The 12476-nt window shown below is 57.4% G+C and carries 12 protein-coding genes; 5 read left to right on the top strand and 7 right to left on the bottom strand.

Annotation, left to right across the window (positions count from 1 at the left end; genetic code table 11):
• The first annotated feature begins 18 nt into the window (after positions 1–18).
• A complete protein-coding gene (locus tag ACR0A1_RS19240) occupies positions 19–912 on the top strand; it encodes a ParB/RepB/Spo0J family partition protein (RefSeq protein WP_170399423.1) in 894 nt (297 codons plus the stop codon).
• Here the strand turns inward: ACR0A1_RS19240 and ACR0A1_RS19235 are convergent.
• The 4 genes from ACR0A1_RS19235 to rph are packed head-to-tail and all read right to left on the bottom strand — an operon-like array spanning position 902 to position 3727.
• Entirely contained in the window at positions 902–1255 is a 354-nt protein-coding gene (locus tag ACR0A1_RS19235) for a YbaN family protein (protein ID WP_170408799.1), read from the bottom strand. The genes ACR0A1_RS19240 and ACR0A1_RS19235 overlap by 11 nt on opposite strands.
• Before the next feature lie 3 nt (positions 1256–1258).
• Complete coding sequence (gene hemW / locus ACR0A1_RS19230; protein WP_480868843.1) at positions 1259–2413, bottom strand: radical SAM family heme chaperone HemW; 1155 nt, start codon at positions 2411–2413, stop codon at positions 1259–1261.
• A complete protein-coding gene (rdgB, locus tag ACR0A1_RS19225; RefSeq protein ID WP_480868841.1) occupies positions 2403–3017 on the bottom strand; it encodes an RdgB/HAM1 family non-canonical purine NTP pyrophosphatase in 615 nt (204 codons plus the stop codon). The genes hemW and rdgB overlap by 11 nt, the downstream gene beginning before the upstream one ends.
• A complete protein-coding gene (gene rph, locus ACR0A1_RS19220) occupies positions 3014–3727 on the bottom strand; it encodes a ribonuclease PH (protein WP_170609211.1) in 714 nt (237 codons plus the stop codon). Before rph ends, rdgB begins: the two co-directional genes overlap by 4 nt.
• A 112-nt stretch (positions 3728–3839) precedes the next feature.
• Here rph and hrcA point away from each other — a divergent pair, with 112 nt between their 5' ends.
• Together hrcA and ACR0A1_RS19210 are read left to right on the top strand one after the other, a co-directional pair.
• Entirely contained in the window at positions 3840–4904 is a 1065-nt protein-coding gene (hrcA, locus tag ACR0A1_RS19215; RefSeq protein WP_170399408.1) for a heat-inducible transcriptional repressor HrcA, read from the top strand.
• Positions 4905–4914: 10 nt separating this feature from the next.
• A complete protein-coding gene (locus ACR0A1_RS19210; RefSeq protein ID WP_170399405.1) occupies positions 4915–5478 on the top strand; it encodes a nucleotide exchange factor GrpE in 564 nt (187 codons plus the stop codon).
• Positions 5479–5509: 31 nt separating this feature from the next.
• On the opposite strand, the gene mutS is transcribed toward ACR0A1_RS19210, so the two are convergent.
• Positions 5510–8122 (bottom strand): DNA mismatch repair protein MutS, encoded by a 2613-nt coding sequence (gene mutS / locus ACR0A1_RS19205; RefSeq protein WP_480868867.1) that lies wholly within the window; start codon positions 8120–8122, stop codon positions 5510–5512.
• Between the two features lie 161 nt (positions 8123–8283).
• Here mutS and ACR0A1_RS19200 point away from each other — a divergent pair, with 161 nt between their 5' ends.
• Both ACR0A1_RS19200 and ACR0A1_RS19195 read left to right on the top strand, forming a co-directional pair.
• The gene (locus ACR0A1_RS19200) at positions 8284–10539 is read left to right on the top strand and encodes an NADP-dependent malic enzyme (RefSeq protein ID WP_480868838.1); all 2256 of its coding nucleotides are present in this window, start codon (positions 8284–8286) and stop codon (positions 10537–10539) included.
• A gap of 3 nt (positions 10540–10542) precedes the next feature.
• Positions 10543–11415: a ribokinase gene (locus ACR0A1_RS19195; protein WP_170598499.1), complete on the top strand. Its 873-nt coding sequence runs from the start codon at positions 10543–10545 to the stop codon at positions 11413–11415.
• Here the strand turns inward: ACR0A1_RS19195 and msrA are convergent.
• Together msrA and ACR0A1_RS19185 are read right to left on the bottom strand one after the other, a co-directional pair.
• Positions 11412–12083: a peptide-methionine (S)-S-oxide reductase MsrA gene (msrA, locus tag ACR0A1_RS19190; RefSeq protein WP_170399396.1), complete on the bottom strand. Its 672-nt coding sequence runs from the start codon at positions 12081–12083 to the stop codon at positions 11412–11414. The two genes, ACR0A1_RS19195 and msrA, sit on opposite strands and share 4 nt — an antisense overlap.
• 91 nt (positions 12084–12174) lie before the next feature.
• The gene (locus ACR0A1_RS19185; RefSeq protein WP_480868836.1) at positions 12175–12456 is read right to left on the bottom strand and encodes an SCP2 sterol-binding domain-containing protein; all 282 of its coding nucleotides are present in this window, start codon (positions 12454–12456) and stop codon (positions 12175–12177) included.
• Between the last annotated feature and the right edge of the window lie 20 nt (positions 12457–12476).

Here is a 12476-nt window from a genome sequence, read left to right as displayed (position 1 = left end):
GGCCGTGAGGAGGGCAACATGAATGCCAGGAAAGGAAAACCCCGAGGATTAGGTCGCGGGCTATCTGCGTTGATGGCTGATGTCGCACCAGAAGCTGACGGTCGGATCGTATCTGAACCCCGCCGTCCGGATCTCACGGTACCGATCGAAAAACTGCAGGCGAACCCAGATCAGCCGCGCCGCCGTTTCGCGCAAGAGCAATTGGATGAGCTTGCGGCCTCGGTCAAGGAAAAGGGTATTATCCAGCCGCTGATTGTCCGCAGCATCGATGGTGGCCAATACGAAATCGTTGCGGGTGAACGGCGCTGGCGTGCTGCGCAGATGGCGCAACTGCATGATATTCCAGTTATTGTTCGCGAATTTGATGACACCGAAGTGCTTGAGGTCGCGATTATCGAGAACATTCAGCGCGCAGATCTGAACGCGGTGGAAGAGGCGGCAGGCTTTAAGCAATTGATGGATCGCTTTGGTCACACGCAAGAAAAGCTGGCCGAAGCGCTTGGTAAAAGCAGAAGCCATATCGCTAATCTGCTGCGTCTTTTGTCACTCCCATTGGACGTGCAATCCCTTGTAATAGAAGGAAAATTATCCGCCGGTCATGCAAGGGCGTTAATCACGGCAGAAAACCCATCGGAGCTGGCGAAACAGGTGGTTCGTGAGGGCCTTTCGGTGCGTGCGACCGAGGCATTAGTGAAAAAGCAGCAAGGTGGGACGGATAAGCCGGCTCCGAAATCCAGAAATCTGAATGCTGGGAAGGACGCAGACACCCGAGCACTTGAAAAGGATTTGTCTGCGATTCTGGCGATGAAGGTGACGATCAACCATAAGGCCGGATCTGAATCCGGGCAGGTTGTGTTGGCTTATGAGAACCTGGATCAGTTGGATGATCTGTGCGCGAAGCTCAGCCGTTAGGTCGGGTCCAGATAAAGAGCATCACAGCGCTGAGCACAATGGCCTGAATGATCAGGACGTGAGAAGGAACCGACAGTAGAACCGATAAGCCAAATACGGCGGCAACCGAAAGGGTGGCCGCCTTTTTTGCGCCGGGTCTGATTGCGCCAGAGCTTTGCCAATCGACGATCATGGGGCCAAAGGTTCGATGGCTCAGCAACCAGTTATGCAGCCGTGACGATGAGCGGGCAAAAAAGAACGCGGCCAACAGAAGAAATGGCACCGTCGGCAGCAGCGGCAGAGCGACACCGATCATGGCAAGCGCAACGCATAATAACCCCAATCCGGCCCAGAGAAATTGCATCTGTTACTCCAACAGCTCTCGGATTACCGCGTTGAGCACGGCGCGCCCGTTTGAAGTGGCGCGCAATTGATTGCGATCAAGGGTTAGCATGCCCAGATCGATCAGCGAATCAAGTTTGTCATGCGAAAGCTCTTCACCTGCAAGCAGAGTGTATCTGTCTATATTTAGGCCCTCGACCAAACGTAGACACATCATAAGGTATTCTGAGGCTTGTTCACGTTGGCTAAGCTCGAACCGATTGCTTTCGCCGTGCCCCTTGGAGGCAGCCGTCAGCCATTTGTTTGGTGAAAGATGAGTTTCCGTCGCGAATTTCCGGCGATCCAGGGTGATCCGACCGTGTGCGCCGGGTCCAATACCGATGTAGTCACCATAGCGCCAATAGATGAGGTTATGCCGTGATTCCGCTCCGGGCCGGGCGTGGTTTGAGATCTCATAGGCAGGCAGCCCATGCGCTTCGCAGATTTCCTGCGTCGCCAGATACATATCCGCAGCGTTGTCGTCCTCGGGCAGACCGCGCAGCTTGCCCAGGGCATAGCGATCACCAAACGCTGTGCCTTCCTCAATGGTCAGTTGGTATAGGGACAGGTGATCAACTGCCATCGATAGGGCTTCGGTCAGCTCAGCACGCCAGGCGTCCAGAGTTTGATGCTGGCGGGCATAGATCAGATCAAAGCTCACACGGTCAAAGCAAGAGCGCGCGATATCGAAGGCAGCGCGAGCCTCGGCAACCGTGTGAATGCGCCCCAGACGACGCAGGTCATCGTCGTTCAAGGCCTGAACACCCATCGAGATGCGGTTCACGCCCGCATCATGATAGGCCGCGAACCGCCCGGCCTCGACCGAGCCTGGATTGGCCTCAAGCGTGATTTCCATATCGTTGGCCGATCGCCAAAGGGCGCGGGCCTTGTCGATGATGGTGGCGACGGTCTCGGGGGCCATCAGTGATGGAGTTCCGCCGCCAAAGAAGATTGTGTTCAAAACCCGGTCAGGAGTTTCGATGGCCGAGCGGCTCAGTTCACTAAGATAACACTCAAGCCATTGTTTTTGATTAATAATCTTGGAAACGTGGCTGTTGAAATCGCAATAGGGGCACTTGGCCTCGCAAAAGGGCCAATGCACATAAAGGCCAAAGCCCCCGTTTCGCCAATCATCCGCCAAAGCAGCCTTTCACGAACATCTCCACCGCGCGCCCGCGATGGCTGATCTTGTTCTTTTCCCAGCGATCCATTTCGGCAAAGGTAATGTCGTGCCCCTCAGGGACAAACATCGGGTCATAGCCGAACCCGTCCTTGCCACGGATCGGCCAAGTCAGGTGACCGGTCGCGATGCCCTCGAACACTTCGTCATGCCCGTCGGGCCAGGCCAGAACCAGAGTGCAGCGAAACTGGGCCATACGCGGGTGGGGGGCGTTTTTCGCCTGTAGCTCATTATGGGCGCGAGTCATCGCCATCAGGAAATCGCGGCCACTGCCGGTTTCGGCCCAATCGGCGGTGTAAACACCGGGTGCGCCATCCAATGCATCGATGGTGATCCCGGAATCGTCCGACAAGGCAGGTAGGCCGGTCGCCTTTGCAGCTGCGTGGGCTTTGATCCGGGCGTTACCGACGAAAGTGTCCTCGGTCTCTTCCGGTTCGGGCAGGTTCATTTCGCCCGCGCCGACAACCGTTACGCCAAAGGGCTCAAGCAGATGCGCCATCTCCTCGAGCTTGCCTTTGTTGTGGGTGGCGACCAGCAGTCGATCACCTTCGAACCTACGAGTCATGCGGTTGCAGCTTTCTGGGCAGCAGCAAGTTCGCTAACGCCTTTCTCGGCAAGGTCCATCAGTTGATCCATTTGCGCGCGGCTGAAAACGGATCCTTCGGCGCTCATCTGCACTTCGATCAGCTTACCCGAGCCGGTCATGATGAAATTGCCGTCAACGCCAGCTTCGCTATCTTCGGGATAGTCCAGATCTAGCACGGGCTGACCGGCATAAATTCCGCATGAAACGGCGGCAACAGGGTCTAATAAAGGGTCAGAGATCACATCGCCTGTTTTCATCAGCTTGTTCACGGCCAGACGCAGCGCCACCCAACCGCCAGTGATCGAGGCACAGCGGGTGCCGCCGTCGGCTTGAATGACATCGCAGTCAACAGTGATCTGCCGTTCTCCCAACGCAACCCGATCCACACCGGCGCGGAGGGCGCGGCCGATCAGGCGTTGAATCTCAACCGTGCGGCCACCTTGCTTGCCGCTGGCAGCCTCGCGCCGCATCCGCGTATTGGTCGCACGGGGCAGCATGCCATATTCAGCGGTGACCCAACCCAGGCCCGAGCCTTTGATGAACGGTGGCACGCGATCCTCGATTGTGGCGGTGCATAGCACATGGGTGTCGCCCATCTTGATCAGGCAAGAGCCTTCGGCATGTTTGGTGAACCCCGTTTCAATTGAAACGGCGCGCATTTCGTTTAGATCACGTCCTGAGGGTCGCATGAGAAATCCTTTATCTGCTGGGTTGGGGATACCGTCCTGCGGCGTTACGATGCAAGCCCGATTGACCTTTCATTTGCCTGCGATTTAATGACGATCCAGCAGAGGGCCGCCGATGAGCGAAGCAAGCAAAATTCTGGACGAGATGAATGACCGGTCGCGTGAGGTGTTCCGGTTGATTGTCGAAAGCTATCTGGAAAGCGGTGAACCCGTGGGCAGCCGGACTCTGACGCGCACATTGTCCGAGAAAGTCAGTGCTGCGACCGTACGCAATGTGATGCAGGATCTTGAATTTCTGGGTTTGCTCGACAGTCCGCATGTCAGCGCTGGTCGAATTCCAACACAGCAGGGGCTGCGCATGTTCGTGGACGGATTGCTGGAAATGGGCGATCTGGGTGCGGATGATCGGCAGAAGCTGGACGAAACACTAGGCTCTAACGCAGGCGATGTGGGTGGTATGCTCGATCGCGTCGGCGCGGCGCTATCACACGTGACACAAGGGGCTTCGCTGGTTCTGACGCCAAAGCATGAGGCCGAGATCAAGCATATCGAGTTCGTCTCGCTTGGTCATGACCGGGCCTTGGTGGTTTTGGTGTTTTCGGACGGGCAGGTAGAAAACCGGCTGTTTACACCTCCGCCTGGGCAGACGCCAAGCTCGATGCGCGAGGCGGCCAATTTCCTGAATGCACTAATCGAAGGTCGAACGCTTGGCGAAGTGCGGCGGCAGATGCTGTCACAGATCGACGCGCGGAAACAGGAAATCGATGTTCTGGCGCGTGAGATGGTCGAGAGCGGCATTGCCGCTTGGGACGGGGACGGCGGCGACTCGGCCCGGCTGATCGTGCGCGGGCGGGCGAATCTGTTAAATGAGCCGGGTCAGGCAGAAGAACTTGATCGAATCCGCACCCTGTTTGACGACCTTGAACGCAAACGCGATATCGCCGAATTCCTTGAATTGACCGAAGAAGGCGAAGGTGTGCGCATTTTTATTGGCTCTGAGAACAAACTTTTCTCACTTTCGGGTTCCTCTTTGGTGGTGTCTCCATATATGAACGCTGATCGTAAGATAATCGGTGCGGTTGGGGTCATTGGACCCACACGTCTGAATTACGGGCGAATCGTACCAATCGTGGATTATACGGCGCAACTGGTCGGCAAGCTGATTTCCGACCGGAGCTAGAGGGTAAGAGATGGCAGAGCCCAAGAACGAAGATTTTCTGGACGACATCATGTCCGCCGAGGCGGAAGAGTTTGCCGAAGATTTTGCTGAGATCAGCGATGAGGCGCTTGAGGTCGATCAACTGCGTGCTGAGCGCGATGATTACAAAGACAAGTTCATGCGTGCGCTGGCCGATGCCGAAAATGCGCGCAAGCGTGGCGACAAGGCGCGTCGGGATGCGGAACAGTATGGCGGGTCAAAACTGGCCCGCGACATGCTTCCGGTTTACGACAATATGAAACGCGCGCTTGAGGCCGCGACGGATGAGCAGAAAGAGGTTGCCGCCGGCTTGCTGGAAGGTGTCGAGTTGACCATGCGCGCGCTGAAGGATGTGTTCCAGAAGCATGGGATTGAGGTGATTACGCCTCAGGTCGGGGACAGGTTCGACCCGAATGTGCATGAGGCGATGTTCGAGGCCCCGGTGCCCGGAACCAAGGCCGGCGACATCATTCAGGTGTCGGCAGAAGGCTTCATGCTGCACGACAGGTTGTTGCGTCCGGCGCAGGTTGGGGTGTCGTCAACGCCCGCAAGCTGAACAGTTCCTGGGTCAACCGGGTTCGAGGCGGTCAGGATCTGGCCGCCTCTTTCAGTTTGTAGATCAAGTCCAAGGCTTCGCGGGGGCTGAGTTCATCTGGAAGGATGGTTTCCAGCATATCAGCAACGGGCGAGGTTTTTGGCGCAGGGGGAGGCGGCGGCGCAGCTGAAAACAGGGGCAGATCGTCGATCAGTGCTTTCTGCTTACCGCCTTCACGTTCGGTTTTTTCTAATTGATCCAACACGATACGGGCGCGGTCCACGACCGATGCGGGCAAGCCAGCCAATTGTGCAACCTGGACACCGTAAGACCGATCGGCAGCGCCTTTATGTACCTCATGCAGAAAGATGACTTCACCCTTCCATTCTTTGACTGCAACGGTCGCGTTTTCTACACCGTTCAGACTTCCAGCGAGTGCAGTTAATTCGTGGTAGTGGGTGGCGAACAATGCGCGGCATTGGTTTGCCGCGTGTAGGTGTTCCAGTGTGGCCCAGGCAATGGAAAGGCCGTCGTAGGTCGCGGTGCCTCGGCCGATCTCATCAAGGATTACGAGCGCGCGGTCGTCGGCCTGATTCAGGATGGCTGCGGTTTCGACCATTTCGACCATAAAGGTCGAACGGCCGCGCGCCAGATCGTCTGACGCTCCGACGCGGCTGAACAATTGACTGACTAATCCGATTTGCGCCCGTTCCGCCGGAACATAGCTGCCCATCTGCGCCAATAGGGCGATCAGCGCATTCTGGCGCAGGAAGGTTGATTTACCGGCCATGTTTGGGCCGGTGAGCAACCAAATTGCAGCGCCTGCATCGGCGCTCAGATCGCAGTCGTTGGCGATGAAAGCATCGCCGCTTTGCTGCCTCAGGGCATGCTCGACCACCGGGTGACGGCCTCCTTTGATGTCGAATGCGCGTGACCCGTCGACCTTTGGACGGCACCAGCTTTCGCCGCGAGCCAGATCGGCGAGTGCAGTGGTCAAATCCAACTCAGCCAGTCCGCGCGCGGCTTGATTCAATCGGGCGGCAAGATCCAGAACAGCCCCAGAAAGCCTTTGATAGAGCCGCTTTTCGATCTCTAGCGCGAGATTTCCAGCATTCAGAATCCTTGTTTCGATCTCGGACAGCTCGACCGTGGTGAAGCGCACCTGATTGGCGGTGGTTTGGCGGTGGATATAAGTCTCGCTAAATGGCGGGTTCAACATTTTCTCGGCATGGGTTGCCGTGGTCTCGATGAAGTAGCCAAGCACATTGTTGTGTTTGATCTTCAGTGACGTGATGCCGGTATGCTCGGCGTATTTCTGTTGGAAACCTGCGATGACCGAACGGCCTTCGTCACGCAAGGTGCGCGCTTCGTCCAATTCGGTATCAAACCCGGGGGCGATAAAGCCGCCATCGCGGGCCAGCAAGGGTGGTTCGGCAACCAATGCTTCGTCCAGCAAAGCCAACAGATCGTCAAATCCGACAAGGTTCTGGACGGCAGTGGCCAGCAGAACAGGCAGATCCTGTGAGGCACAGGTTTCGGCGATTGTTGCGGCTTGTTCCAATCCATTGCGGATAGCGGCCAGATCACGCGGGCCGCCTCGATCCAGCGAAAGACGAGACAGAGCGCGATCCAGATCGGGTGTTTTGCGTAAAGCTTCGCGCAGATCTGAGGCGATCAGGCCATCTTCGACCGCTAAAGATACTGCGTCCAGTCGGGCGTGGATCACATCCAGATTACGCGAGGGGCTGGACAGTCGCTGTTCCAGAAGTCTTGCGCCACCTGGCGTTACTGTTCGGTCGACTACGGACAGCAGCGACCCGGCGCGCCCACCAGACAGCGACCGGGTCAGTTCCAGATTGCGTCGCGTTGCGGCGTCGATCTGAACCACGCGATCCTCGGATTCCTTCAGGGGAGTTTGCAGTAGTGGCAGTTTGCCCTTTTGCGTGATCTCCAGATAATCGATCAGCGCGCCCATGGCCGAAACCTCGGCACGCCCGAAGTTCCCGAATGCATCCAGAGCGCCCACGTGAAACAACCCGCAGATGCGTTTCTCGGCTGCAGCGCTGTCAAAACTGGCGCGTCCAACAGGGGTGAGCGATATGCCAAGGTCCATGACGGTTTCATGCAGCTTTTCCTCCGACCCATCTGCCACGATCAGCTCGGACGGGGCCAGCCGAGCGAGTTCGGGGCTCAACCGGATTGACGTCAGCGGCATCACGTGAAACGCACCGGTTGAGATATCGGCCCAGGCCAGTGCGGCTTCGTCCCGAACCTCGGCATAGGCGGCCAGAAAGTTGTGCCGCCGCGCCTCTAGCAGGGCATCTTCGGTCAGTGTGCCGGGCGTCACCAGACGCACAACACCGCGCTTTACCACCGATTTAGAGCCTCTTTTCTTGGCTTCCGCCGGGCTTTCCATCTGCTCGCAGACCGCGACGCGGAATCCTTTGCGGATCAGGGTCAGTAAGTAGCCCTCGGCAGAATGCACCGGCACGCCGCACATCGGGATATCGTCGCCATTGTGTTTGCCGCGCTTGGTCAGCGCGATATCCAACGCCTCAGCCGCGTTCACCGCATCCTCGAAGAACATCTCGTAGAAGTCGCCCATGCGATAAAACAGCAGGGCATCTGCATGAGCCTCTTTGATCTCAAGGTACTGCGCCATCATCGGCGTGACTGTGGACAAATTCGGCCCCCTTCTGGCGTGTTCCGGGCGCGACCTTACAAATCCCGCATCTTCAGTAAAAGGTGAAAACTCATTCTCGTTGAGGCGCGGCCCCGCCTGCGTTATGAGGCAAAAGCCCCAAAGTCATGGAAACGACCTGTAAGATGCCCAAAGTGAAGATCACCAAAGAAGAGGCGCTGGCCTTTCACCTAGACCCGACCCCCGGCAAGTGGGAGGTGCAGGCCACCGTACCCATGACCACGCAGCGCGATCTTTCGCTAGCTTACAGCCCTGGCGTTGCGGTTCCCTGTGAAGCCATCGCTGAAGCACCAGAGACGGCGTATGACTATACAAACAAAGGCAATCTGGTTGCCGTGATCTCGAACGGTACCGCCGTTCTGGGCCTTGGAAATCTGGGTGCGCTGGGCTCAAAACCGGTGATGGAAGGCAAATCGGTCCTGTTCAAGCGGTTCGCTGATGTGAACTCGATCGATATCGAGCTGGATACCGAAGACCCGGACGAGTTCTGTCGCGCTGTGCGCCTGATGGGCCCGACCTTTGGCGGAATTAACCTTGAGGACATCAAAGCGCCCGAGTGTTTCATCATCGAACAACGCCTGAAGGAAGAGATGGATATCCCGGTCTTCCACGATGACCAGCATGGCACAGCAGTGATTTGTGCGGCGGGCCTGCTTAACGCATTGCACATCTCGGGCAAAAAGATCGAAGATGTAAAAATCGTCCTGAACGGGGCAGGCGCTGCAGGAATTGCCTGTATCGAACTGCTCAAGGCCATGGGTGCACGGCATGAGAATTGCATCGTCTGCGACACCAAAGGCGTGATTTATCAGGGCCGGACCGAGGGTATGAACCAGTGGAAGTCGGCCCATGCCATCACGACTGATCTTCGCACTTTGGAAGAGGCCATGAAGGATGCGGATGTATTTCTGGGCGTGTCGGTCAAAGGGGCGGTGACACAAGACATGGTCGCCAGCATGGCTGACAATCCGGTGATTTTCGCCATGGCGAACCCTGACCCGGAAATCACCCCGGAAGAGGCGCACGAGGTGCGCGTTGATGCGATCGTCGCGACGGGCCGTAGCGATTATCCGAATCAGGTGAATAACGTTCTGGGTTTTCCTTACCTGTTCCGCGGTGCGCTGGATATTCATGCCCGTGCGATCAATGACGAGATGAAAATCGCCTGCGCCCACGCTCTGGCGCGATTGGCGCGTGAAGATGTTCCGGATGAGGTTGCCATGGCGTATGGCAAGTCGCTGACTTTTGGGCGCGACTACATCATCCCAACGCCTTTTGATCCGCGCCTGATCCACCGTATCCCGCCTGCGGTTGCCAAGGCTGGTATGGATACCGGCGCGGCGCGACGTCCGATCATCGATATGGACGCTTATGAGCTGAGCCTGAAATCCCGCATGGACCCGACCGCAAGCATCTTGCGCGGCTTGAACGCGCGGGCGCGTCAGGCGCAAAGCCGGATGATCTTTGCCGAGGGCGACGATCCGCGCGTATTGCGCGCGGCCGTTATGTATCAACGCTCGGGCTTTGGTAAGGCTCTGGTTGTGGGCCGGCCAGACGACGTAAAGGAAAAGCTCGAATCCGCTGGTCTTGGGGACGCGGTGCGTGAAGTTGATGTGGTGAATGCCGCCAATACCGCGCATCTCGAGGCCTATAAGGATTTTCTGTATCAGCGCCTGCAGCGTAAGGGCTTCGATCACAAAGATATTCACCGACTCGCTGCACGGGATCGGCATGTGTTTTCGTCTTTAATGCTGGCGCATGGTCATGCGGATGGTCTGGTGACAGGGGCCACTCGTAAGTCGGCGCATGTGCTGGACCGTATCAACCATGTGTTCGATGCGGATGCCGCCCATGGCGCGGCGGGGGTTACCGCATTGCTGCACAAAGGACGGATCGTTCTGATTGGCGACACGCTGGTGCATGAATGGCCGGACGAGAACGATCTGGCCAATATCGCTGAACGCGCCGCAGCCGTGGCGCGCCACATGGGGCTAGAGCCCCGGGCGGCCTTTGTCAGTTTCTCGACCTTCGGTTACCCGGTGTCTGAACGTGCTGAGAAGATGCACCGTGCCCCGGCAGTGCTGGACGAGCGCGGCGTCGATTTCGAGTACGAGGGCGAGATGACGGTTGATGTCGCCCTGAATGTTGATCAGCAGGAAGCCTATCCGTTCCAACGACTGACCGGACCAGCCAATATCCTGATTGTTCCTGCACGACACTCGGCCTCGATTTCGACCAAACTGATGCAGGAAATGGGCGGCGCCACCGTGATCGGCCCGATCCTGTCCGGCGTCGACAAGCCAATCCAGATCTGTTCGACGGTCTCGACCGCAAATGACATTCTGAACATGGCCATCCTGGCCTCCTGCGATATCGGGTAAATCATGACAATCTGGAACCTTGGCTCAATCAACGCGGATATGGTCTATGCCCTGCCGCATTTGCCCGAAGCGGGTGAGACACTGGCGGCCAGTGGGCTACAGAGGTTTCTGGGTGGCAAGGGCGCCAACATGTCTGTGGCGTCTGCACGAGCCGGATCGCGGGTATCCCATATCGGCGCGGTGGGCTCGGATGGCCTTTGGGCACGGGACCGGCTGACCGAGTATGGCGTGGACACGCGGCATATTGCCGAGGTGGATGTGCCGACCGGTCACGCCATCATCGCAGTAGATGCGCAGGGTGAAAACCTGATCGTTCTGTATCAAGGCGCCAACCATGCCATCTCGAACGACCAACTTGGGCAGGCGTTGTCTTCGGCTGTTTCTGGTGATCTGCTGGTGATGCAGAACGAAACCAATGCGCAGATTGAGGCCGCTAAACTAGGTTGTGAAATGGGGCTGACCGTCTGCTACGCCGCCGCCCCATTTCAGGCAGACGCAGTTCAAGCGGTTCTACCGTATTTGGATTTTCTGATCCTCAACGAAGTCGAGGCCGAGCAATTGCAGGATGCAACGGGTCTCGCCCCTTCAGACCTGCCGGTCGAACATGTGATCGTCACCTTTGGCTCAAAAGGTGCGCGCTACTATCAGCAAGATCATCAACCCCAAGCGTTTCAGGCCCATAAGGTCAACGCTGTGGATACCACCGGGGCAGGTGACACATTCACCGGCTATGTGTTGGCTGGAATGGACCGGGGTATGCCGATGGCGCAGGCGATTGCCCAAGCAAACCGTGCCGCGGCCCTGATGGTCACGCGGCACGGCACTGCAGATGTCATTCCTGATCTGAAAGAGGTGCGTGAAGCGCAGTTTGACTAGGACCCTGCAAAGGGCGCTTCGTTGCCCCACAATTGTTTGACCCGCGCATCGCGACCGCAGGCTTCGCGGTAGGCCTTATAGGCGTTCTTTTGGCGCTTGGGGCCAAAGCGGGTCAGTACCAGCTTGCTACCCTTGTAATAATCCTGGTGATACGCTTCGGCTGGATAAAACGTTCCAGCTTGCAGGATCGGCGTGACCACAGTCTGCCCCAGCGCGTTTTGTGCGCTGGTCTTGGCTTGCTGTGCCTGCGCCTTTTCCCCTTTATTAGAGACGAAAATTGCTGTGCGATAGCTGTCGCCGCGATCGCAGAACTGGCCACCCGCATCCGTGGGATCGACTGAGCGGAAGAACATGTTCAGCAAGGTTGCACGGGAAACGCGGGCGGGATCGAAGGTGATCTGGACCGCCTCGTAATGCCCTGTTCCGCCTTTCGAGACCTGATCATAGGTGGGACTATCCGTCTTGCCACCGGTATAGCCCGAGACCGCGCCGATCACGCCGGGCACGGACTCGAAATCGGATTCCACACACCAGAAACAGCCACCGGCGACTGTTAGCGTTTCAGTGCCAGCGGCCGGAGCAGGTAAGGCGCGCAGCATTGCTGCCAACAAGATCAGCACGAACAGAAGTGAAGGTTTCAGGCAATCAAGGTAAGTGATCCGGGTCATGGCAGGTCTCCTTCCGAAACCAAGCTGCCCGCAGATTTTTGTGCTTGCAATGCGCTGACATGATTTGTCACGCGCTGGTGAGACGAGTTTATCAGCCCAGCAGTTGCCCCAGCTTCATCGCAACACCCATGTTGCCCGAGATTTTCAGCTTGCCCAGCGCAACCCCGGTCATTGGGTTCAGCTTACCGGTCAGCAACTTATAGAGGTTCTCGCGCGAGATGCGGATGGTGCAGTCTGTGTCCCGATCCTGGGTTGAGGCAGTATTCTCCGCCAGAACGATCACGCCCTCGTCGCCACAATCGAACTTAAGCGATCCGTCAAAGTTTTTGCCGTTCAAACCCTTTTGAATTCCGTCGGCGATGTCTTGCAGCATTATCCGTCCTTCCCTGATTG

Source organism: Ruegeria sp. D6 (genome assembly GCF_056534365.1).
This window is presented reverse-complemented; position numbering and strand designations above follow the sequence as displayed.

Coding starts and splice junctions, on each gene's coding strand:
- ACR0A1_RS19240 (WP_170399423.1), top strand. CDS start 19: ATGAATGCCAGGAAAGGAAAACCCCGAGGATTAGGTCGCGGGCTATCT.
- ACR0A1_RS19235 (WP_170408799.1), bottom strand. CDS start 1,255: ATGCAATTTCTCTGGGCCGGATTGGGGTTATTATGCGTTGCGCTTGCC.
- rdgB (WP_480868841.1), bottom strand. CDS start 3,017: ATGACTCGTAGGTTCGAAGGTGATCGACTGCTGGTCGCCACCCACAAC.
- rph (WP_170609211.1), bottom strand. CDS start 3,727: ATGCGACCCTCAGGACGTGATCTAAACGAAATGCGCGCCGTTTCAATT.
- hrcA (WP_170399408.1), top strand. CDS start 3,840: ATGAGCGAAGCAAGCAAAATTCTGGACGAGATGAATGACCGGTCGCGT.
- ACR0A1_RS19210 (WP_170399405.1), top strand. CDS start 4,915: ATGGCAGAGCCCAAGAACGAAGATTTTCTGGACGACATCATGTCCGCC.
- mutS (WP_480868867.1), bottom strand. CDS start 8,122: ATGATGGCGCAGTACCTTGAGATCAAAGAGGCTCATGCAGATGCCCTG.
- ACR0A1_RS19200 (WP_480868838.1), top strand. CDS start 8,284: ATGCCCAAAGTGAAGATCACCAAAGAAGAGGCGCTGGCCTTTCACCTA.
- ACR0A1_RS19195 (WP_170598499.1), top strand. CDS start 10,543: ATGACAATCTGGAACCTTGGCTCAATCAACGCGGATATGGTCTATGCC.
- msrA (WP_170399396.1), bottom strand. CDS start 12,083: ATGACCCGGATCACTTACCTTGATTGCCTGAAACCTTCACTTCTGTTC.
- ACR0A1_RS19185 (WP_480868836.1), bottom strand. CDS start 12,456: ATGCTGCAAGACATCGCCGACGGAATTCAAAAGGGTTTGAACGGCAAA.